20 protein-coding genes and 1 riboswitch are annotated in these 21,647 nt (G+C 70.1%); of the genes, 9 read left to right on the top strand and 11 right to left on the bottom strand.

The features are described 5' to 3' along the window. Positions 1 to 11: 11 nt before the first annotated feature. Positions 12 to 1,262 (bottom strand): spermidine/putrescine ABC transporter substrate-binding protein, encoded by a 1,251-nt coding sequence (locus LRD69_RS24235; protein WP_277328644.1) that lies wholly within the window; start codon positions 1,260 to 1,262, stop codon positions 12 to 14. Between the two features lie 42 nt (positions 1,263 to 1,304). Further along, a complete protein-coding gene (locus LRD69_RS24230; RefSeq protein WP_277328643.1) occupies positions 1,305 to 2,819 on the bottom strand; it encodes a gamma-aminobutyraldehyde dehydrogenase in 1,515 nt (504 codons plus the stop codon). A 206-nt stretch (positions 2,820 to 3,025) separates the two neighbouring features. Here LRD69_RS24230 and LRD69_RS24225 point away from each other — a divergent pair, with 206 nt between their 5' ends. After that, a complete protein-coding gene (locus LRD69_RS24225; RefSeq protein WP_277328642.1) occupies positions 3,026 to 3,601 on the top strand; it encodes an NADAR family protein in 576 nt (191 codons plus the stop codon). Positions 3,602 to 3,664: 63 nt separating this feature from the next. On the opposite strand, the gene LRD69_RS24220 is transcribed toward LRD69_RS24225, so the two are convergent. Then, positions 3,665 to 4,357, bottom strand: a complete 693-nt coding sequence (locus LRD69_RS24220) for a DUF4190 domain-containing protein (RefSeq protein ID WP_277328641.1) — start codon at positions 4,355 to 4,357, stop codon at positions 3,665 to 3,667. 133 nt (positions 4,358 to 4,490) lie between these two features. Here LRD69_RS24220 and LRD69_RS24215 point away from each other — a divergent pair, with 133 nt between their 5' ends. Together LRD69_RS24215 and LRD69_RS24210 are read left to right on the top strand one after the other, a co-directional pair. After that, the gene (locus LRD69_RS24215; RefSeq protein WP_277328640.1) at positions 4,491 to 5,525 is read left to right on the top strand and encodes an adenosine deaminase; all 1,035 of its coding nucleotides are present in this window, start codon (positions 4,491 to 4,493) and stop codon (positions 5,523 to 5,525) included. A 22-nt stretch (positions 5,526 to 5,547) separates the two neighbouring features. Next, complete coding sequence (locus tag LRD69_RS24210; protein WP_277328639.1) at positions 5,548 to 6,252, top strand: glycerophosphodiester phosphodiesterase; 705 nt, start codon at positions 5,548 to 5,550, stop codon at positions 6,250 to 6,252. A 13-nt stretch (positions 6,253 to 6,265) separates the two neighbouring features. Here LRD69_RS24210 and LRD69_RS24205 read toward each other — a convergent pair whose 3' ends face one another. The 3 genes from LRD69_RS24205 to LRD69_RS24195 form a co-directional block, all read right to left on the bottom strand. Next, a complete protein-coding gene (locus LRD69_RS24205; RefSeq protein WP_277328638.1) occupies positions 6,266 to 6,811 on the bottom strand; it encodes a hypothetical protein in 546 nt (181 codons plus the stop codon). A gap of 54 nt (positions 6,812 to 6,865) precedes the next feature. Further along, entirely contained in the window at positions 6,866 to 8,029 is a 1,164-nt protein-coding gene (locus LRD69_RS24200; RefSeq protein ID WP_277328637.1) for a spermidine/putrescine ABC transporter substrate-binding protein, read from the bottom strand. A 184-nt stretch (positions 8,030 to 8,213) separates the two neighbouring features. Beyond that, on the bottom strand, positions 8,214 to 9,653 hold the full coding sequence (locus LRD69_RS24195; RefSeq protein WP_277328636.1) for a gamma-aminobutyraldehyde dehydrogenase: 1,440 nt from the start codon (positions 9,651 to 9,653) through the stop codon (positions 8,214 to 8,216). A gap of 163 nt (positions 9,654 to 9,816) precedes the next feature. Between LRD69_RS24195 and LRD69_RS24190 the strand changes: the two genes are divergently transcribed. The 5 genes from LRD69_RS24190 to LRD69_RS24170 all read left to right on the top strand — a co-directional run bounded on the left by LRD69_RS24190 (position 9,817) and on the right by LRD69_RS24170 (position 15,182). Beyond that, positions 9,817 to 10,320 carry an Lrp/AsnC family transcriptional regulator gene (locus LRD69_RS24190; protein WP_277328635.1) on the top strand — a complete coding sequence of 168 codons (504 nt, stop codon included), beginning with the start codon at positions 9,817 to 9,819 and terminating at the stop codon, positions 10,318 to 10,320. Next, positions 10,305 to 11,684: an aspartate aminotransferase family protein gene (locus LRD69_RS24185; RefSeq protein ID WP_277328634.1), complete on the top strand. Its 1,380-nt coding sequence runs from the start codon at positions 10,305 to 10,307 to the stop codon at positions 11,682 to 11,684. Before LRD69_RS24190 ends, LRD69_RS24185 begins: the two co-directional genes overlap by 16 nt. Before the next feature lie 278 nt (positions 11,685 to 11,962). Then, positions 11,963 to 12,700: an ATP-binding cassette domain-containing protein gene (locus LRD69_RS24180; protein ID WP_277328633.1), complete on the top strand. Its 738-nt coding sequence runs from the start codon at positions 11,963 to 11,965 to the stop codon at positions 12,698 to 12,700. 26 nt (positions 12,701 to 12,726) lie between these two features. Then, positions 12,727 to 13,995, top strand: coding sequence for a hypothetical protein (locus LRD69_RS24175; RefSeq protein WP_277329861.1), 1,269 nt, complete (start codon positions 12,727 to 12,729; stop codon positions 13,993 to 13,995). A 65-nt stretch (positions 13,996 to 14,060) separates the two neighbouring features. Continuing rightward, the gene (locus LRD69_RS24170) at positions 14,061 to 15,182 is read left to right on the top strand and encodes an LOG family protein (protein WP_277328632.1); all 1,122 of its coding nucleotides are present in this window, start codon (positions 14,061 to 14,063) and stop codon (positions 15,180 to 15,182) included. 28 nt (positions 15,183 to 15,210) lie between these two features. Here LRD69_RS24170 and LRD69_RS24165 read toward each other — a convergent pair whose 3' ends face one another. The 5 genes from LRD69_RS24165 to rlmN all read right to left on the bottom strand — a co-directional run bounded on the left by LRD69_RS24165 (position 15,211) and on the right by rlmN (position 21,053). Beyond that, positions 15,211 to 15,663 (bottom strand): SRPBCC domain-containing protein, encoded by a 453-nt coding sequence (locus LRD69_RS24165; protein WP_277328631.1) that lies wholly within the window; start codon positions 15,661 to 15,663, stop codon positions 15,211 to 15,213. Positions 15,664 to 15,804: 141 nt separating this feature from the next. Next, the gene (locus tag LRD69_RS24160) at positions 15,805 to 16,830 is read right to left on the bottom strand and encodes an ABC transporter ATP-binding protein (protein ID WP_277328630.1); all 1,026 of its coding nucleotides are present in this window, start codon (positions 16,828 to 16,830) and stop codon (positions 15,805 to 15,807) included. A 22-nt stretch (positions 16,831 to 16,852) separates the two neighbouring features. Beyond that, positions 16,853 to 18,466, bottom strand: a complete 1,614-nt coding sequence (locus LRD69_RS24155; protein ID WP_277328629.1) for an iron ABC transporter permease — start codon at positions 18,464 to 18,466, stop codon at positions 16,853 to 16,855. Positions 18,467 to 18,597: 131 nt separating this feature from the next. After that, entirely contained in the window at positions 18,598 to 19,719 is a 1,122-nt protein-coding gene (locus LRD69_RS24150; RefSeq protein ID WP_277328628.1) for a thiamine ABC transporter substrate-binding protein, read from the bottom strand. A 73-nt stretch (positions 19,720 to 19,792) separates the two neighbouring features. Continuing rightward, positions 19,793 to 19,906, bottom strand: a riboswitch (TPP riboswitch). 40 nt (positions 19,907 to 19,946) lie between these two features. After that, the gene (gene rlmN / locus LRD69_RS24145; protein WP_277328627.1) at positions 19,947 to 21,053 is read right to left on the bottom strand and encodes a 23S rRNA (adenine(2503)-C(2))-methyltransferase RlmN; all 1,107 of its coding nucleotides are present in this window, start codon (positions 21,051 to 21,053) and stop codon (positions 19,947 to 19,949) included. Between the two features lie 269 nt (positions 21,054 to 21,322). Here rlmN and LRD69_RS24140 point away from each other — a divergent pair, with 269 nt between their 5' ends. Beyond that, the gene (locus LRD69_RS24140) at positions 21,323 to 21,625 is read left to right on the top strand and encodes a DUF6233 domain-containing protein (protein WP_277328626.1); all 303 of its coding nucleotides are present in this window, start codon (positions 21,323 to 21,325) and stop codon (positions 21,623 to 21,625) included. Positions 21,626 to 21,647 lie beyond the last annotated feature (22 nt).

The raw sequence follows: 21,647 nt of genomic DNA, 5'->3' as shown, positions 1-21,647 counted from the left end.
AGGCACGGCGGTCAGGCGCCGATGAGCTTGGCGAACTTCTCCTCGTACGCCGTCTCTTCCTTGGCGCTCAGCGAGCGGAAGGCGTGCGATCGGGACGCCATCTCCTTGTCCGGGAGGATCAGTGTGTTGGAGGCCATCGCCTTGTCGATCCTGGCGAGTTCGTCGCGGACACCGTCGACCGGGCAGACATAGTTGATGTACGCGGCAAGCTGGGCGGCGACCGGCGGCTCGTAGTAGTAGTCGATGAGCTTCTCGGCGTTGGTCTTGTGCCGGGCGTGGGCGGGGACCAGCATGTTGTCGCTGGACGTGATGTATCCGGCGGCCGGGATCGCGAACTTGATGTCCGGGTTACCCGACTGCAGCTGGATGATGTCGCCGGCCCATGCGATGCAGGCGGCGAGGTCGCCCTTGTCGAGGTCCGCGGTGTAGTCGTTGCCGGTGAAGCGGCGGATCTGCTTCTTGTCGACGCCCTTCTGGATCCGGCCGATCGCGGCGTCGAAGTCCGCGTCCGTGAACGAGCCGGGGTCCTTGCCCATGTCGAGCAGGGTCATGCCGACGGAGTCGCGCATCTCGGAGAGGAACCCGACCCTGCCCTTGAGGGAGGGGTCGTCGAGCAGCTGTGTGATGGAGTCGACCTTGCGCCCGCCGGTCGCCTTGGAGTTGTAGGCGATGACGGTCGGAATGCCCGTCCAGGGGTACGAGTGGGCGCGGCCCGGGTCCCAGTCGGGGGTGCGGAACTGGGCCGAGAGGTTGGCGAAGGCGTGCGGCAGGTTCGTCGGGTCGAGCTTCTGCGCCCAGCCGAGCCGGATGATGCGCGCGGCCAGCCAGTCGGTGACGATGACGAGGTCCCGGCCGGTGTCCTGACCCGCGGCGAGCTGCGGCTTTATCTTGCCGAAGAATTCGACGTTGTCGTTGATGTCCTCGGTGTACTTGATCTTGATCCCGGTGCGTTGGGTGAACGCCTCCAGGGTGGGCCGGTGCTTCTCGTCCTCGCTCACGTCCATGTATTCGGTCCAGTTGGAGAAGTTGATCTGCTTCTCCTTGGCCGAGTGGTCGTCGGAGGCCGCCGCGGCGTCCCCTTCCCGCTTGGCCGGCGGGATGCCGCAGGCACTCAGCGTCCCCAGTCCGCCGAGGGCGAGCGCGCCCATGCCGGAGGCGCGGATGAGTGAACGCCGGGTGAGGGCGCCCCTGCCGCTGGTCAGACTGCGCCGCATCGCGGCCAGTTGGGCCGCGGAGAGGTGCTCGGGCTCGTACTGCTCCATGCGCGTTGCCCTTTCGGGTGGGTGGGGCCGTGATCGGCCGGGCTATCGGTCCCCGAAGATCGTGCGGTGCCAGTCCTTGCGGGCTACCGCGGTGTTGTCGTACATCACATGCTTGACCTGTGTGTACTCCTCGAAGGAGTACGCCGACATGTCCTTGCCGAAGCCGCTGGCCTTGTACCCGCCGTGCGGCATCTCGCTGATGATCGGAATGTGGTCGTTGACCCAGACACAGCCCGCCTTGATCTCACGGGTGACGCGTCCGGCGCGGTAGAGGTCGCGGGTCCAGGCGGAGGCCGCGAGTCCGTACGGGGTGTCGTTGGCGAGCGCGATGCCCTCGTCGTCGGTGTCGAAGGGCAGCACCACCAGGACCGGGCCGAAGATCTCCGACTGGACGATCTCGCTGTCCTGGGCGGCGCCCGCGATCAGCGTCGGGCGGTAGTAGGCGCCGTCCGCGAGGTCGCCGCCGGGGGCTTCGCCGCCGGTGACGACCGTGGCGTACGCACGGGCGCGCTCGACGAATCCGGCGACCCTGTCCCGCTGGGCGTGGCTGATCAGCGGGCCGAGGTCGGTCGACGGGTCGAAGGGGTCGCCGAGCCGGACGGTCTCCATCAGCTCGGCGACACCGCGGACGAAGGCGTCATGGAGCGGGCGCTGGACGTAGGCGCGGGTGGCGGCGGTGCAGTCCTGACCGGTGTTGATGAGCGCTCCGGCGACCGCGCCGTTGACGGCGGCTTCGAGGTCGGCGTCGTCGAAGACCAGGAAGGGGGCCTTGCCGCCGAGTTCGAGGTGGAGCCGCTTGACGGTGGCGGTGGCGATCTCGGCGACCCGCTTGCCGACGGCGGTGGAGCCGGTGAAGGAGGTCATCACGACGTCCGGGTGGCCGACGAGGTGCTCGCCGGCGTCCTTGCCCGCGCCGGTGACGATGTTGATCACGCCGTCCGGGATGCCGGCCGCGGTGGCGGCCTGCGCGAACATCAGCGAGGTCAGCGGGGTGACCTCGGCGGGCTTCAGCACGATCGTGTTGCCTGCCGCGATCGCCGGGAGGATCTTCCAGGCGGCCATCTGGAGCGGGTAGTTCCAGGGGGCGATGGAGCCGACGACGCCGATCGCCTCGCGGCGTACGTACGAGGTGTGGTCGCCGTCGTACTCACCGGCGGACCTGCCCTCCAGGTGGCGGGCGGCGCCCGCGAAGAAGGAGGTGTTGTCGACGGTGCCCGGCACGTCGAACTCGGTGGAGAGCTTGACCGGCTTGCCGCACTGGAGCGACTCGGCGTACGCGAAGTCGTCGGCCTGTTCGGCGAGGACAGCGGCGAAGCGGTGCATCGCCTCGGACCGCTCTGCCGGCGTGGCGCCCGACCAGCCGGGGAAGGCCGCGCGGGCAGCGGCGACGGCCGCGTCGACATCGGCGGCGCCCGCCAGTTCGTACGTGTAGACGGTTTCGCCCGTCGCCGGGTTCACGACCGCGTGACTGCGTCCCGATGTGCCGGACCGCAGTTCTCCGTCGATGTACTGGGCGCCGTCCGCGAAGCGGTCCTGCACCTGGAAACCGTTGCCCATGACGCTCTCCTCCGCCGCTGTCCCCGTCAGCCGGAGCGGCGTAGCTTCTGCACGAATTGAGTGCCGATCCTGACAGAGGAGGGCCATCCCAACAAGTGATTCCGTTGTTGCCTTTTGGTTACGCAACGGAATCTGTCGACCATGTGTCGCGTCGCCCCGGAAATCCCCGGACGGAGTGTCAGTGGCGGATGCCACACTCGCATGCCATGGAACACATGAACGATCTCGTGGCGCGGACCCGCCGCGGCGAGCGGGTGAAGTACCTGCGGTTCTGGGGACATCGCCCGCTCCCGGACGGGCGGATCGGCGCGAGCTGTCTCAGCCAGTGGTGGCCGTCGCCGTTCGCCGTCGACGGCGTGACCTACGCGTCGGCCGAGCACTGGATGATGGCCGGCAAGGCGCGGCTCTTCGGCGACGAGGAGGCGGAGCGCCGCGCCGTGTCCGCGAGCAGCCCCGCGGCGGCGAAGAAGGAGGGCCGGCTGGTCCGCGCCTTCGACGGCGCGGTGTGGGAGCGGGAGCGGTTCGCCCTGGTGGTGGCGGGCAACATCCACAAATTCGGCCAGAACGCCGGGCTGCGGGAGTTCCTGGTGAACACCGGGGACCGGGTGCTCGTCGAGGCCAGCCCCGTGGACCGGATCTGGGGCATCGGGCTGGCCGCGGACGATCCGCGGGCGGAGGACCCGGCGAGCTGGCGGGGGCTGAACCTCCTGGGGTTCGCGCTGATGGAGGCCCGCGAAGAGCTGCGCACCACAGGAAACGGCCTGCGGGGCGATGGGGTCTGACCCACCGCCCCGCAGACCGCGAACGTCCTGGCCGCTATCGGGCGGCGACCGGGACCAGGGATGTCATCGCGCGTCCTCGACGACCAGGGACGTCCCGTAGGTGTCGTCGTAGGAGGAGTCGTCATTGAACTCGTCCATGTGCGTGGCGAACAGCCAGATGAGTCCTCCGATGATGAGGACACCGATGGCTATGCCGATGGACCCCAGGATGACCCCGGACAGCGCCTGGCCGGCGTTGTCCGCCTCGCCACGTCCGACCCGCTTGCGGCCGATGATGCCGAAGATCAGCGCGAGCGCGCCCAGGATGAGACTGGGGATGCCGTACACGCAGAACAGGCAGACGGCCAGGATCCCCAGCACCATCGCCGCCGTGCCCATGCCGTTCGAGGGCGCTGCGCCCCATGCGGGCTGACCGCCGTAGCCGGGGTAGCCCGGGTAGCCGCCGTACGGTGCCGACGGTGCGGCCGGGTAACCGTACTGCCCCGCCGGCGGCGGGCCTGCCTGGCCCGGGCCGTTCGGGGCGATCGGCGGCGGGGGCACGTCCCCGGGGGCCTGGCCCTCTCCGGTGCCCGGTGCGCTGCCGAACCCGGGCGTGGGGCCCGCCGCGGCGGGCATCGAGGTGACCGTCTGCTGGTCGTGCACAGCAGGCGGGCGAGGGTCACCGGCCGGCTTCTCCAGCGGAACTCCGCTGTCCGGCGGAGCCCACGGGTCGCGCGGCTCAGCCCCGCCCCCTGGCTGCTCTGTGTTGTCTGACATGGTCCTCCCCCATCGTGGTCCCGTCATGCTACGGCCCGCTCCCGCAGCCTCGGGACCGGCCTACGATGATCCCCGTCCCGCACCCGGCCGCGTTGCGCCCGGGCCGCTCGAACCGCACGTCCCGGAGGATCCGATGACCGATCTGCACCCCTTCATCGCGGGGCTGCCCAAGGCCGAACTGCATGTCCACCATGTCGGATCCGCCTCGCCCCGCATCGTCGCCGAACTGGCCGCCCACCACCCGGACTCCAAGGTCCCCACCGACCCCGAGGCGCTGGCCGACTACTTCACCTTCACCGACTTCGCCCACTTCATCGACGTGTATCTCTCCGTCGTGGACCTGATCCGTACCCCGGAGGACGTCCGGCTGCTGACCTTCGAGGTCGCCCGTGACATGGCCCGCCAGAACATCCGGTACGCGGAGCTGACCGTCACCCCGTTCAGCTCGACCCGGCGCGGCATCCCGGAGCAGGGCTTCATGGAGGCCATAGAGGACGCCCGCAAGGCCGCCGAGGCCGAGCTCGGGGTCGTACTGCGCTGGACGTTCGACATCCCCGGTGAGGCCGGACTGGAAGCCGCGGAGGAGACCACCCGGCTCGCGGTCGGCCTGCGGCCCGAGGGACTCGTCGCGTTCGGGCTCGGCGGCCCGGAGATCGGCGTGCCCCGCCCGCAGTTCAAGCCCTACTTCGACCGGGCCATCGCCGAGGGACTGCACTCCGTCCCGCACGCCGGGGAGACGACGGGCCCGCAGACCATCTGGGACGCCCTGAACGACCTGCGCGCCGAACGCATCGGCCACGGCACCAGCGCCACCCGGGACCAGCGGCTCCTCGACCACCTCGCCGAGCACCGGATTCCGCTGGAGGTCTGCCCGACCTCGAACATCGCGACCCGCGCCGTGACCGACCTCGACCTCCACCCGGTCAAGGAGATGGTGGACGCCGGCGTGCTGGTCACCATCAACAGCGACGACCCGCCGATGTTCGGTACCGACCTCAACAACGAGTACGGGGTGGCGGCCCGTCTTCTCGGTCTGGACGAGCGCGGGCTCGCCGCGCTCGCGAAGAACTCGGTGGAGGCGTCGTACCTCGACCCGGCCGGCAAGCGGGCGCTGGCCACCGAGATCGACACGTACACGACGAACTGGCTGGAGCGCACCGGCCGGTGACGAGGGCGGTGACAATGGCCCCATGGCCACCTCTGTCACCGCCGTGGCTCACCGCGGCGATCCGTACCGTGTCCGCGAGAACACCCTTCCGTCGATCCGCTCCGCCGTCGAACGCGGGGCGGACGCGGTCGAGGTGGACGTCCGCGTCACCCGCGACGGAGTGCCGGTCCTGCTGCACGACGCCACTCTGGAGCGGTTGTGGGGCGACGACCGCAGGCTGGACCGGCTCACGCACCAGGAGCTCGTCGAAGCGACCGCGGGCGGTGTGCCCACCCTGCGCGATGCGCTGCTCATCGCCGGAACGCACCGCCTGATGGTCGATCTGCCCGGCTCCACGGACGATTCGGTACGCAGGACGGTCGGCGTGGTCCGCGAGTGCGGGGCCGGGGAGCGTACGTACTACTGCGCGGGTCCCGAGGCCATGCTGCGGGTGCGCGCCGCGGATCCGTCCGCCGAGATCGCCCTGACCTGGACGACGCTCGCCCCGCCCCGTGCCGGACTGCTGGACGCGGTGAAGCCGCGCTGGCTGAACTACCGGTTCGGTCTGGTGAGCCGGGAGCTGACGGACCGGGTCCACCGGGACGGGCTGCTGGTCTCCGCCTGGACGGCCGACACCAAGCACACCATGCGCCGGCTGATCGCGCAGGGCGTCGACTCGATCACCACCAACCGCGTCGACGCCCTGCGCGTCCTGCTCGCGGCTTCTCCCGCCCGCCGCACTCCCTGATCGATCCGTCGGGTCAGCCGGCCGCGGCCGGCACCGGCTCCGTCGCCGGACCGGGTGTCTGCGACAGGGTCTCCAGCCGCTTGATCATCCGGCGGAGGACGAGCAGCGGGATCACTCCGATGACACCGAACGACATGTCGATGACCGTCCACCAGAAGGGGATGTCCCGGATCGGTCCGCAGATCAGCGCGAGCGGGATGATGCCCGCGCAGGCGATCATGCCGAACTCGACGACCCAGATGTTGCGGACCGGGTCGCGGTACGGGCCGTAGAAGGCGACCGCGATGACGAGATGCGCGAAGGCCAGCCAGTCGGTGCCGTACAGCACGAAGGGGTACGACGCGTCGGCCTCGTCGAGACCGGTCCGGACCCGGGTGATCCACTCCGTCAGGGCCGGGAAGTGCTCGGGCACGGGCGAGGCCGAGGACGTCAGCAGGTCCTCGGCCCAGTGGAGTTCATGGACGAGCGGGAAGGCGGTCAGCCCGCTCAGCACCAGACAGACGACAAAGACGGCCACCCACACGCGTATGCGCCTCAACAGGGCTCTTCGCTCGCTCATGTCGGCAGCGTACGCCGGTGTTTACGCGCTCTTTACTCCGCCCCTCCACGTGCCTCAGAGGCCGACCACGGCGTTCCATTTCTTCGCGAACTCGGTGCGCTCCTCGGACGTGATGTCGCGGGCGATCGCCAGCCGCCGGCGCATCGCGTCGTCGGGGAAGATCAGCGGATCCTCGGCGAGGGCGGCGGTCTCCTCGTCCTTGGCGGACGCCAGCACCTCACGCGCGGCCGGGACGGGGCAGACGTAGTTGACCCAGGCAGCGAGCTCCGCGGCGACCTCGGGCTCGTAGTAGTGGTCGATCAGTTTCTCGGCATTGCGCTTGTGGCGGGCGAGGTTGGGGATCATGAGCGATTCCGCCCAGAGCTCGGCCCCCTCCTCGGGCACCACGAACTCGATCTCCGGGTTGTCCGCCTGGAGCTGGATGACATCGCCCGAGTAGGCCTGACAGGCGAGAACATCGCCGGTCGACAGGTCCTTGATGTAGTCGTTGCCGGTGAAGCGGCGGATGTGCTTCTTCCGCACCAGCTTCTCGACCTGGTCGCACGTCGTGTGGAAGTCGTCCCGCGTCCAGCGGGTGATGTCGACGCCGTTGCCCTGCATGAGCAGGGCGAAGGCCTCGTCGAGCCCGGACAGCAGAGTCACCTTCCCGCGCAGGTCGGCCGCCCAGAGATCGCTCGTGTGCTTAATCTCGCGGCCGAGCTTCCTGCGGTTGTACGCGATGCCGGTGATCCCGGACTGCCAGGGGACGCTGTGTGTCCGGCCCTCGTCGAAGGCGGGCGAACGCAGCTGCGGGTCCAGGTATTTGGCGACGTTGGGCTGCGCAGCCCGGTCCATCTCCTGCACCCAGCCCAGCCGCACGAACCGGGCGGCCATCCAGTCGCTGATGACGATCAGGTCCCGGCCGGTCTGCTGATGGTTCATCAGCGCCGGGCTGATCTTCCCGAAGAACTCGTCGTTGTCGTTGATCTCCTCGGTGTACGTGACGGAGATCCCGGTGCGTTCGGTGAACGCGTCGAGGGTGGGCCGCCGTGACTCGTCCTCGTCATCGGTGTCGATGTACAGCGGCCAGTTGGCGAAGTGCAGCGGGTGGTCGGTGGCGGAGAAGTCGCGTCCGGCGCGGTCACCGGGCTGCACGTACGCAGCGGGCACTCCGCAGCCGGCCAGCGCGGCACCGGCCGTACCGGCACCGAAGGCGCGCAGCAGGGACCGGCGGGACATGGGGTTCCTCGGGATCGCTCGCACCTGCGCAGGATGCCGGTCGGCGGGTGCGGCGGACAATGGACCACTCGTCCAGCGGCGCGCACCGCGCCCGCACACCCTGTCGATACCGCGTCAGAAGCGGGCTACGGCACGGAAACGGCCCCGGGCCGGAGCCCGGGGCCGTCACCACACGCACGTCGGATCAGTCGTCGAGCGACGTCATGACGTGCTTGATGCGCGTGTAGTCCTCGAAGCCGTACGCGGAGAGGTCCTTGCCGTAGCCGGACTTCTTGAATCCGCCGTGCGGCATCTCGGCGACGAGCGGGATGTGCGTGTTGATCCACACGCAGCCGAAGTCCAGGCTCTTGGACATCCGCATCGCGCGGGCGTGGTCCTTCGTCCACACCGAGGAGGCGAGGGCGAACTCGACACCGTTGGCGTACGCGACGGCCTGTGCCTCGTCCGTGAAGGACTGGACGGTGATGACCGGGCCGAAGACCTCGTTCTGGATGATCTCGTCATCCTGGCTCAGGCCGGAGACGACGGTCGGGGCGTAGAAGTAGCCCTTGTCGCCGACGCGGTGGCCGCCCGCCTCGACCTTGGCGTGGGCGGGGAGCCGCTCGATGAAGCCGCTGACCTGCTTCAGCTGGTTGGCGTTGTTGAGCGGGCCGTACAGCACGTCCTCGTCGTCCGGCAGGCCGGTCTTCGTGTCGGCGGCGGCCTTGGCGAGCGCGGTGACGAACTCGTCGTGGATCGACTCGTGGACGAGCACGCGGGTCGCGGCCGTGCAGTCCTGTCCGGCGTTGAAGAAGCCCGCGACGGAGATGCCCTCGACGGCCTTGGCGATGTCACTGTCCTCGAAGACGACGACCGGGGCCTTCCCGCCGAGCTCCAGGTGGACGCGCTTGACGTCCTTGGAGGCGGACTCGGCGACCTGCATGCCGGCGCGTACCGAACCGGTGATGGAGGCCATCGCCGGGGTCGGGTGCTCGACCATCGCACGGCCGGTCTCGCGGTCGCCGCAGATGACGTTGAAGACGCCCTTGGGGAGGATCTCGCCGATGATCTCGGCGATCAGCACGGTCGACGCCGGGGTGGTGTCGGAGGGCTTGATGACGACGGTGTTGCCCGCGGCGAGCGCCGGGGCGAACTTCCAGACCGCCATCATCATCGGGTAGTTCCACGGCGCGACCTGTGCACAGACACCGACCGGCTCGCGGCGGATGATGGAGGTCATCCCCTCCATGTACTCACCGGCGGAGCGGCCTTCGAGCATCCGGGCCGCACCCGCGAAGAAGCGGATCTGGTCCACCATCGGCGGGATCTCTTCGGTGCGGGTGAGCTCCAGCGGCTTACCGGTGTTCTCGGACTCCGCGGCGATCAGGTCCTCCGCACGCGCCTCGAACGCATCCGCGATCTTCAGCAGGGCCTTCTGGCGCTCGGCCGGCGTGATGTCGCGCCAGGCGGGGAAAGCGGCGGCAGCGGCGGCCATGGCGGCATCGACATCGGCCTGCCCGGAGAGCGGCGAGGTCGCGTAGACCTCTTCCGTCACCGGGTTGACCACGTCGATGGTCCGCCCGTCCGCGGCGTCCCGGAACTCTCCGTTGATGTAGTTGCGCAGACGGCGCACCTCGGTGGTCACAACCACCCCTCCTGTCGACACATCCAATGGGTGAGATGTCCAGCCTAGTCGCAGGGGTAACGCTTTCGACATACCCAACCGCCGCGAACTTCGGATTCAGTGATATCCAGTCCCGGAAACAACGAATTTCATTGATTCAGGGTTGCCAGACAGACGACTCCCGGTGCAGAGTGGCTCCGTGGCCAGTCGCAGCGCAGACTCCAGGACCGGGAACGGATCACCAGCGGTCGATGCCGTCTCCCTCGCAATCATCGAGCAGCTCCAGGAGGACGGGCGTCGTCCGTACGCCGCGATCGGCAAGGCCGTCGGCCTCTCCGAAGCGGCCGTACGGCAGCGCGTTCAGAAGCTGCTCGACCAGGGCGTGATGCAGATCGTCGCCGTCACCGACCCGCTCACCGTGGGGTTCCGGCGCCAGGCGATGGTCGGCATCAATGTCGAAGGCGATCTCGATCCCGTCGCGGAGGCGCTGTCGGCCATGGCCGAGTGCGAGTACGTGGTGATGACCGCGGGCTCCTTCGACCTGATGGTGGAGATCGTCTGCGAGGACGACGACCACCTGCTGGAAACGATCAACAAACGCATCCGGGCCATCCCCGGGGTGCGCTCCACCGAGAGCTTCGTCTACCTGAAGCTCAAGAAGCAGACCTATATGTGGGGAACCCGATAGCCGTGAGCAAGGACCTCAGCCGAACCGCGTACGACCACCTGTGGATGCACTTCACCCGCATGTCGGACTACGAGAACGCGCCCGTTCCCACCATCGTGCGTGGCGAGGGCACCTACATCTACGACGACCAGGGCAAGCGCTACCTCGACGGCCTGTCCGGGCTGTTCGTGGTCAACGCCGGTCACGGCCGTCACGAGCTCGCCGAAGCGGCCTACAAGCAGGGTCAGGAGCTGGGCTTCTTCCCGGTCTGGTCCTACGCCCACCCGAAGGCCGTCGAGCTCGCCGAGCGCCTCGCCGACTACGCGCCGGGCGACCTCAACAAGGTCTTCTTCACCACCGGTGGCGGCGAAGCCGTCGAAACCGCCTGGAAGCTCGCCAAGCAGTACTTCAAGCTCAAGGGCAAGCCGACCAAGTACAAGGTCATCTCCCGCGCGGTCGCCTACCACGGCACCCCGCAGGGCGCCCTGTCGATCACCGGCCTGCCGGCCCTGAAGGCCCCGTTCGAGCCGCTGGTCCCCGGCGCGCACAAGGTCCCGAACACCAACATCTACCGCGCCCCGATCCACGGCGACGACCCGGAGGCCTTCGGTCGCTGGGCCGCCGACCAGATCGAGCAGGAGATCCTCTTCGAGGGACCGGACACGGTCGCCGCGGTCTTCCTCGAGCCGGTGCAGAACGCCGGCGGCTGCTTCCCGCCGCCGCCCGGGTACTTCCAGCGCGTGCGCGAGATCTGCGACAAGTACGACGTGCTGCTCGTCTCCGACGAGGTCATCTGCGCCTTCGGCCGCCTCGGCACGATGTTCGCCTGCGACAAGTTCGGCTACGTGCCGGACATGATCACCTGCGCCAAGGGCATGACCTCGGGCTACTCCCCGATCGGCGCCTGCATCGTCTCGGACCGCATCGCCGCGCCGTTCTACGAGGGCGGCAACACCTTCCTGCACGGCTACACCTTCGGCGGCCACCCGGTCTCCGCCGCGGTCGGCCTCGCCAACCTCGACATCTTCGAGCGCGAGGGCCTCAACCAGCACGTCCTGGACAACGAGAACGCGTTCTTCAGCACGCTGCAGAAGCTGCACGACCTGCCGATCGTCGGCGACGTCCGCGGCAACGGCTTCTTCTACGGCATCGAGCTGGTGAAGGACAAGGCCACCAAGGAGACCTTCACCGACGAGGAGACCGAGCGCGTCCTGTACGGCTTCCTCTCCAAGGCGCTGTACGAGAACGGTCTGTACTGCCGGGCCGACGACCGCGGTGACCCGGTCGTCCAGCTCGCGCCGCCGCTGATCTCCGACCAGTCGACGTTCGACGAGATCGAGTCCATCCTGCGGTCCGTGCTGACGGAGGCCTGGACGAAGCTCTGATCCGACCGTGATCCGGCCTGTGGGCCGATCGGCCGATCGGCCAGGGACCAACTGACCGATTGACCACGGCCGGATCACCGCCCGGACTGCTTCCGGCAGTCATTTCATACGGTCCACGCGGCCCGGATGCGCCCATTCGAGTGGGATGGAGCGCACCCGGGCCGCGTGCTGCCGTCCCACCGTGGTTCACATCCTTACGGTGCCGAGTGACCGATCGGCCCCCTCTTCGTTCCCCCGTACAGGGGACGGGAATTCTGATCTGAACCGAGGTGTACGCCATGGTGGCTCCGCCGGACAACGATGTGATCTGGGCGCGTTCCCTGCACCACGCCCACAGCGGCTCGCCCGCGCTCGGCGGCATCTCCCTGGAGGTCCGCGACGGCGAGATCCTCGCGGTGACCGGACCGCGGGCCAGTGGCAAGACGACTCTTCTGCACTGCCTCTCCGGTCAACTGGTGCCCCAGCAGGGCGAGGTCTGGTTCAACAGTGTCCCGGTCCACACCATGGGTCCCCGGCTGCGCGAGCGGCTGCGCCGGGACCGGTTCGGCTGGATCGCGTCGGAGCCCCAGCTCGTACCCGAGCTGAACACCTGGGAGAACACGGCACTGCCGCTGCTGCTCCGCGGTACCCCCCACCGGGTCGCGAGGAAGGCCGCCATGGAGTGGCTGGAGCGGCTCGACATCGGCATGTGCGCCAAGAAGCGGCCGCACACCCTGCTCCAGGGGCAGCGCCAGCGGGTCGCCGTGGCCCGTGCGCTGGCCGGATCACCCGCGGTGATCTTCGCAGACGAGCCGACCGCGACACTGCACCGCACCGACCGCACCCATGTGCTGCGGACCCTGACGAGCGCGGCCCGCTCGCACGGCATCACGATCGTGCTCGCCACCCATGACGCGGAGGTCGCCTCGCTCGCCGACCGTGCGGTCTCGCTGCTGGACGGCCGCCGCGTCACCACCGTCGCCCTGCCCTCCGTGTCCGATACGGAAGGCCGCGCGGCGTGCTCGCTCTCCGTCTGACCCGCGGTACCCACCCGCTGGTCCTGATGCGGCGGCTGCTGGTCGCGGCCGCCTCCGCCGGGGTCGGCTTCCTTCTGCTGTGCACCCTGATGTACGCGTCGACGCATCCCGCGTACTCGACGACCGCGGTGCTGCGGCTGCTGTGGTGCTTCGTACCGCTGGCCGCCACCGTGCAGTTCGCGGTCGCGGTGGCCCGTACGGATCCCGCCACGCGCCCGCGCTCGGCGCTGGCCGCCGTCGGTCTCGGCCCGGTCCGGCTCAGCATGCTGGCCGCCCTCTCCACCGCCGTGTCCTGCACCCTCGGGTCGATGGTGGCGCTGCTCGTCTTCCTGCATCTGCGCGGCGACCTGACCGGGTTGCCGTTCGACGGTGCGGCGACCCACCTGGTCGGCACCGGAGCGCCGTTGCCGGTGGCCGCCGCGCTCGTCCTGCTGGCGCTGGTGCCGATCACCGCGGCGACGGCGTGCGCGGTGGCGTTCCTTGCGCAGTCGGCGCGTCGCACCAAGGTGGCCACGGGCGCCGGACGGGCCGCCGTCACGGGCGAAGCCGCCTTCGCGGGCGAAGCCGCCGTCACGGGCGGAGCCACCGCCGGGAGCGAGGCCGAGGACACGGCGGAGGCCGATGTCACCGACAACGCCGGCAACCCCGACGCCGGTGACTGCGTCGAACCGGCGATTCCCGCTCCCGCCGCGCCCCCGACGGGGCTCCCCTGGGGCGTCGCGCTGACCGCAGTGGGTCTCGCGGTCGAGGCGTACACGAGCCGCACCACCCCGGGCAATCCGTTCCCGCTGCCCGGCAGATTCGACTCCACCCCGGCCGCCGTGCTGGCCGGCTGGACGCTGACGGCGATCGGCCTGGCCATGGCCGGCCCCGGCCTGACCCATCTGTGCGGGCGGGCGCTGCAGGCGGTGCGCCCCGGAGTCGTACGCCTGCTGGCCGGCAGGATGCTGATGACGGAGGCCAGCAGGATCGGCCGTCCGCTCGGCGTGGTCTGCGCGGTGCTCTCCGCGGTGATCGCCGCCTACGCGCTGTACGGGACGGGACCGCGCCCCTTCGGCCCGCTCACCGCTCTGGGCGCGGTGCTGGTCCTGGGCTGTACGGCGGCCACGCTGCTGGCCTCGGCGCTGGAGGCGAAGCAGGCCCGGGCGCAGACGGCGCAGGCGCTGCGGCGGCTCGGCGCACCGGCCACGGCACTGCGTGCGGCAACGGCGCTGCGCGCGGTGGCGCTGCTGGTCCTCTTCGCCCCGCTGACCTGGCTGATCGCGGAGCTGGCCGCGCTTCCGCTGACCGGCTGAGGGCGCTGACCGGCCGGCCCGCACGGACTTCACCGTGCGGGCCGGCCGGTACGTAGCATGACGGGATGGACAACCCGGACGACAGCATTCCCGCACCCGGCATCGAGATCGAGTCGCTCGCCGAATTCGACGCCGCGGTCGCCTCCGGGCCGCTCACCGGACATCGTGTCCAGTCCGTCGACCTGACGGACCGCAGCGCCGCACTGCTGGCCGCCGACACGTCCGGCGCCGTCTTCCTCGGCTGCCGGTTGACGCCCGACGCGGTGGCGAAGGTGCGGGCCGAGGGGGCGTTCGTCTTCCCGCCCGTGCCGGGGCTGCCCTTCGACCCGTACCGCGGGCTGCTCTACTCCCCCGATGCGCTCTACGAGGGGCTCGCGGACGGGGGCTACGAGGCGACGCCCGACGCCCGCGCCTACCACTGGTTCCAGCGGACCCGGGCGAACGGCGACACCTTCGCCTCGATGCTGCGGGCGCTCCATGACGACGCGGTCTCCGACGCGCTGGACGAACTTCTCACCGGGGCCCGGGTGGTCGGGGTGATGGGCGGTCACACGACGGCCCGGGGCAACCCCGCGTACGCGGCCGCGGCCCGGCTGGGCAGAACGCTGACGCGTAGGGGACTGACGGTGGCAACCGGTGGTGGCCCCGGCGCGATGGAGGCGGCGAACCTCGGCGCGTACGCGGCTCCGCATCCCGACGCGATGCTGGACAAGGCCTGCGAACTCCTGGCGGCCGTACCGTCCTTCACCCCGTCGGTCACCGACTGGGCGCGCGCCGCCTTCGCCGTGCGGGAGCGGTGGCCGGACGGCGGCGGGTCGGTCTCGATCCCCACCTGGTTCTACGGTCATGAACCGCCGAACCCCTTCGCGGACCACATCGCCAAGTACTTCACCAACGCGCTCCGCGAGGACGGGCTGCTCGCCCGGTCCGGGGCGGGCGTGATCTTCCTGCCGGGCGCCGCCGGAACCGTCCAGGAGATCTTCGACAACGCGACGCCGAACTACTACGGCTCACGCGGCGCACCGACGCCGATGGTGCTGGTCGGCATCGCCCACTGGACGGACGAGCTGCCCGCCTGGCCGCTGCTCAGGGCGCTCGCCGAGGGCTGGCCGATGGATTCCCGGATCGCACTCGTCGACACGGTGGACGAAGCCCCCGAGGCACTCGCCCGGCTGTCCGCCCCGTAGGGACCGCTTCCGGATCACGCCGACGGCGTCAGACCGCCGCGAGCCGGTTCTCCAGCGCGTCGAAGAAGGCCTCCCAGCCGTCCTCCGCCGCCGCATACTGCTCGGCCGTGAGGTGGCCGCCGCGCTGCTGGAAGACCATCTCGGTGGCCTTGCGGCCGTGGTCGGCAAAGGTGACGGTGACGATCTCGCCCTCGATGTCGGCGGGCGCGCCGGCGTCCTTCAGCGTGAAGACCAGCCGTTCCGGCGCGACCACCTCGCGGTAGACCCCGTGGAACGGCATCTCGGTGCCCGGCACCACGATGACCAGGCTCCACTCACCGCCGGGCCGGACGTCCATCGCCAGCCGGTCGAGCGGTACCTCGGCGTCGCCGCCGTACCAGGCGGCGAAGTCCTCGGGGGTCGTCCAGGCCTCGAAGACGCGCGCCCGCGGGGCATCGAGGACGCGGGTGATGTCGATGCCCTCGCGTGCCGTTCCAGTCATGGTCGCTGTCCTTTGCGGAGTCGGTACGGATCTTCCGAATGAGATGTTCCCCAAAACAGACAAAACAGCTCACACCGGGACCGATACCGGTGGTCCGGACGCTCCGTGGCGTCGCCCGCGGCGCCGGGCGACCGCGCGTGATCAGCCGGCGGCGGGCAGGACCACCGTCTCCGACGCATCGAACGTCACGCCCACCGCCGCGCCCTGCTGAGGCGTGTCCCGCAGCGGGCACTCCGCCTCCAGGACCGGGCCCGCCGCGGGGTGCAGGGTCACGGCGACATGGCTGCCCCGGAAGGTGCGGGCACCGACCGTGCAGCGCAGGCCGTCCGCCGGGGCGCCGATCCGTACGCCCGCCGGACGCACCAGCAGAGCGCACGGGCCCTGCGGCGACCCGCCCGGCACCGGGACCCTGCCCCACGCCGTGGCCGCGGCAGCGCCCGTGACCGTCGCGTCCACCACGTTGTCGAAACCGAGGAACCGCGCGACGAACGCGGAGGCGGGGCGCTGCCAGACCTCCAGCGGGGTGCCCACCTGGGCGATGCGCCCGTCACGCATCACGACGACCCGGTCGGCGAGGGCGAACGCCTCGCCCTGGTCGTGGGTGACGGCGAGCACCGTCGTACCCAACCGGGCGAACAGCGTGCGCAGTTCGACCACCAGACGTTCGCGCAGACTGCGGTCGAGCTGGCCGAGCGGTTCGTCGAGCATCAGCAGCTTCGGCCGCGGGGCGAGCGCCCGCGCGAGGGCGACGCGCTGCTGCTCGCCGCCGGACAGCGCGGCGACCGCCCGCCGTTCGGCGCCCGGCAGGCCCACCAGGTCGAGGAGTTCGGCGACCCTGCCGTCCTGGTCGCCGCGGCGCACGCCGTGCATGCGCAGCCCGAAGGCGACGTTGGCGCCGACGTCCCGGTGCGGGAACAGCTGATGGTCCTGGAACATCAGCCCCAGGCCGCGCCGGTGCACGGGGACCCCGGACTGGTCGACGCCGTCGAGCAGCACCCGGCCGCCGTCCGGCGGGTGCAGCCCGGCGACCACCCGCAGCAGCGTCGACTTGCCGCTGCCGCTCGGCCCCAGCACACAGACGATCTCGTGGTCGGCCACCTGCAGATCCACCGCGTCGAGCGCCGCCCGCTCGCCGAAGAGGACCGTGGCGGCTTCAAGTGTCAGCATGTCCAGAACACCCCGGGCATCGTCAGAACTCCCCGGACCGGTCCGGGCGGATACGTTCGAGCAGCAGCAGCGACGCCGCGCAGACCAGCATCAGAATCGTGCTGAGGGCCATCGCCTGGCCGTAGTTGAGCTCCCCGGACCGCCCCAGCAGCCGGGCCACGGCGACCGGCAGCGTCGGGTTGTCGGGCCGTGCGATGAACACCGTCGCCCCGAACTCGCCGAGCGACACAGCGAACGCGAAGCCCGCGGCGACCAGCAGCGCCCGCCGCACCAACGGCAGATCGACCTCGCGCCAGGCCCGCAGGGGTGACGCCCCGAGCACCGCCGCCGCCTCGCGCAGCCGGCCGTCCACCGCCCGCAGCACCGGCAGCATCGTGCGTACGACGAACGGCACACCGACCAGCGCCTGGGCCAGCGGCACCAGGATCCACGAGGTCCGCAGATCCAGCGGCGGCCTGTCCAGCGTGATCAGGAAGCCGAAGCCGACGGTGACCGCGGACACCCCGAGCGGCAGCATCAGCAGCGCGTCGAAGCCCCGCACGAGCCGCCCGGCCCGCCTGGTCAGCGCCGCCGCCGCGAGCCCTCCCACGACCAGCGCGATCACGGTCGCGACCAGGGCGTACTGCAGCGAGTTCCCGATCGCTTCGAGCGGCGCCACCAGGAAGGTGCCGCCGCTCGCGTCCACGGACTGCAGGGCCTGGTAGTAGGCGAACCCGTGGCCGCCGGGTGCGTCCAGGGAACGCTCCACCAGCACACCGAGCGGCAGCAGGATCAGCACCAGCACGGTGAGCAGAACCCCGCCGAGCAGCGCCCACTGCCCGGCGCCGCGCGGCCTGCGGGCGGTCTGCGCGGGGTCGACCAGTCTCAGCGCCGTCTCCCTGCGCCGCACCGTCCATGCGTGTACGGCCAGGATCGCGCCGACCGCGGCGAACTGCACCAGCGTCAGCACGGCGGCCGTCGGGAGGTCGAGCAACTGGGCCGTCTGCCGGTAGATCTCCACCTCCAGCGTGGAGTACGCCGGACCGCCGAGGATCTGCACGACCCCGAAGGAGGTGAACGTGAAGAGGAAGACCATCAGCGCTGCGGCGGCCACGGCGGGCGCGAGGGCCGGCAGCGTCACCCGCCGCCACGCCGCGAACCGGCCGGCGCCCAGCACCCGCGCGGCCTCCTCCTGCCGTGGGTCGAGCTGCGACCACAACCCGCCGACGGTCCGTACGACCACCGCGTAGTTGAAGAAGACATGCGCGAGCAGAATCGCCCACACGGTGGTGTCGAGCCGTACGCCCGCGAGTTCGTCGAGGAAGCCGCCACGGCCCAGCAGTGCCAGGAACGCGGTACCCACGACGACGGTCGGCAGGACGAAGGGCACGGTGACGACCGCCCGCAGCAGCTGTTTGCCGGGGAAGTCGAAACGGGCGAACACATAGGCGCCGGGCAGCGCGATCAGCAGGGTCAGCGCGGTCGAGGCGAGCGCCTGCCAGCTGGTGAACCAGAGAACGTCGAGGATGTCCGGCCGGGTCAGCACCTGGCCGATCCGGCCGAACTGCCAGACACCGTCGTTCTTCAGCCCGCGGCCGACGATCGCGACGACGGGGTAGGCGAAGAACAGCGCGAAGAACGCGACGGGCACGGCCATCAGACCGAGCCGCACCGCGCTCCCACGCCGCGCCTCGGCGCGCGCGGCACCCGCGCCGCTCCGGGGACGCGCGCCCTTACCGCGCGCGCCCGGAGCGGGTACCGGCGCCGTCGCGGGCACCGGCGTCTTCGTTACTTCACTACGAGCGAGGACCACGACTGAACCCACTGCTCACGGTTCTTGGCGATGGTGTCGGGGGCCACGGTCGTCGGCGCGTCGACCGTCGCGCCGAACTTCGTGAAGACCTCCGGCAGCTTCGCGTCCTCGGTGACCGGGTTCACGAACATGTTGAGCGGCATGTCCTCCTGGAACTTCTTGCTGATCAGGAAGTCCAGCAGGGCCTTGCCGCCCGCCTCGTTCTTCGCGCCGTTCAGCAGCCCCGCGAACTCGATCTGCCGGAAGCAGGTCCCGGTCGCGACCGCGGTCGGAGCCTCGGACGGCTGCGGCTCCGCGTACAGGACCTCGGCCGGCGGGCTGGAGGCGTACGACACGACGAGCGGCCGGTCGGCCTTGGCCTTCCTGCCGCCCGCGGAACCGGAGAACTCCTCGTTGTACGCCTGCTCCCAGCCGTCGACGACCTTGACGCCGTTGTTCTTCAGCTTCTTCCAGTAGTCCTGGTAGCCGTTCTCGCCATAGGTGGCGACGGTGCCGAGGAGGAATCCGAGTCCGGGCGACGAGGTCGCGGCGTTCTCGGTGACGAGGAGGTTCTTGTACGCGGGCTTCGCCAGGTCGTCGAAGGACTGCGGCGGCGCAAGCTTCTTGTCGGCGAAGTACGCCTTGTCGTAGTTGATGCAGATGTCGCCGGTGTCGATCGGCGTCACCCGGTGCTTGGCGGCGTCCAGCTGGGTGCCGGCCGTGACCCGGTCACTGCCCTTCGCCTCGTACGGAGTGAACAGGCCGTTGTCGAGGGCGCGGGAGAGCAGCGTGTTGTCGACGCCGAAGAACACATCGCCGCGCGGGGAACCCTTGGTCAGGATCTCCTGGTTGAGGGCGGCTCCGGCGTCCCCGCTCTTGAGGACCTTGACGGTGTAGCCGGTCTCCTCGGTGAACGCCTTCAGTACGTCCTTGGAGGCGCTGAAGGAGTCATGGCTGACCAGGGTCACGGTCTTGGATCCGGAGCCCTTCGTACCGCCGGACCCGGAGGCCGAGCCGTCGGAACCGCCGCAGCCGGCGAGTGCGGTGACGCCGAGCGCGGCGGCGACAGCGGTCGCCGCGAGCTGCTTGGTCGTGGGCCTGGTGCGATTGGTGCTCATCGTGTATTCCTCCTGGGTTTGACCAGGAAGAGACGCGGCCCTGCCCGCCGGAAGGCGGGCAGGGCGCAACAGCATGAGTTGATGTCCGAACTTCCTACCCGGAATGACCCGGGCGAGGTTCAGAGGGTCTGCGGCCGGCCTGTCGGTGCCGCACTCTCAGCGCTGTGGCGCTCCCCTGTCGGAATATGAAATTGATATCGGCCCAGATTACACGGGCCGACCCGGCCTCAGCGCTCGGATGCCGCCAGCTGCCCGCAGGCCCCGTCGATCTCCTGGCCGCGGGTGTCCCGCACGGTCACGGGCACCCCGTGGGAGGCGATCGCCTCGACGAACGCCTTCTCGTCCTCGGGCCGCGAGGCGGTCCACTTCGAGCCGGGCGTCGGGTTCAGCGGGATCAGATTGACATGCACGCGCCTGTTCTTGAGGAGCCTGCCGAGCAGGTCACCCCGCCAGGCCTGGTCGTTGATGTCGCGGATCAGCGCGTACTCGATGGAGATCCGGCGGCCGGACTTCTCCGCGTACTCCCACGCCGCGTCCAGGACCTCGCGCACCTTCCAGCGTGTGTTCACCGGCACGAGCGTGTCGCGGAGCTCGTCGTCCGGCGCGTGCAGGGAGACCGCGAGACGGCACTTGAAGCCCTCGTCGGCGAAGCGCAGCATGGCCGGCACCAGGCCGACGGTGGAGACGGTGATCCCGCGCTGCGAGAGACCCAGGCCATCCGGCTCGGGGTCGGTCAGCCGACGGATCGCGCCGACCACCCGCTTGTAGTTGGCGAGGGGCTCGCCCATGCCCATGAAGACGATGTTGGAGAGCCGCGCGGGCCCGCCCGGCACCTCGCCGTCACGCAGCGCCCGCATGCCGTCCACGATCTGGTGGACGATCTCGGCGGTGGACAGATTGCGGTCCAGACCGGCCTGCCCCGTCGCGCAGAACGGACAGTTCATCCCGCATCCCGCCTGCGACGAGATGCACATGGTCACCCGCTCCGGGTAGCGCATGAGGACGGACTCGACCAGCGTCCCGTCATGCAGCTTCCACAGCGTCTTACGGGTGGTGTCGTCGTCGCAGCTGATGTGCCGGACCACGGACATCAGGTCGGGGAACATCGCCTCGGCGAGCTTGTCCCGCGACCCGGCCGGGATGTTGGTCCACTCGGCCGGGTCGTGCGCGTACCGCGCGAAGTAGTGCTGCGACAGCTGCTGTGCGCGGAACGGCTTCTCGCCGATCGCGGCGACGGCTTCCTTGCGCTCGGCGGGCGTGAGGTCGGCGAGGTGCCGCGGCGGCTTCTTGGCTCCGCGGGGCGCGACGAAAGTGAGTTCTCCGGGCTTAGGCATGGTTCGTCCAGTGTTACAGACACGCCAAGGTCGTAGAGACCTTTGCCGGCTCAGGACGGGTGAGGGGCGCATGGGCTCGGTTGTCGTTGGTTGTCATTAGTCGACGTCGGCGTACCTGTGACGGCCCACAGACGGCCCAGAGACGGCCCAGCGATCCCGAGGGACAGTGACTGATTGCACGACATGGAGCACGTACGCACGGCGTCCCCCCGAGACCTAGAATCGAATACGCGTCCGAAAACCTCTCTCGTCTGGATCGCCTGCGCATCGTGCGCGGGTGGCAGGCGTACCAGCTCGGCCGAACCGATCGGACCATCGCCGAGCTGGAAGAACGCGAGGCCGCAGCCGCCCGGGCAGCACGCACCCTGCCGCCACCGGCACCCGACTGGAAACTCTCCCTGCAGCGCGCGGGGGGCACGTCCCATGCCGACGCCGTCCACACGGGCGACTGCGGCATGGGCGGCAAGAGAACGAAACCGATGACCCGGGAGCAGGCCCTGCGTGCGCTCACGGAAGACGGCATCACGGCCTGCCCGTACTGCCGGCCGGACAGAGAGCTGGGAGTGCTGTGAAGAGACCGTCAGAACCTGAGGA

Origin of the sequence: Streptomyces sp. JH14 (assembly GCF_029428675.1) — a bacterium.
Lineage (GTDB): Bacteria > Actinomycetota > Actinomycetes > Streptomycetales > Streptomycetaceae > Streptomyces.
Note: the sequence above shows the minus strand (reverse complement) of the source record. Positions and strands in the feature narration are given on the sequence as shown.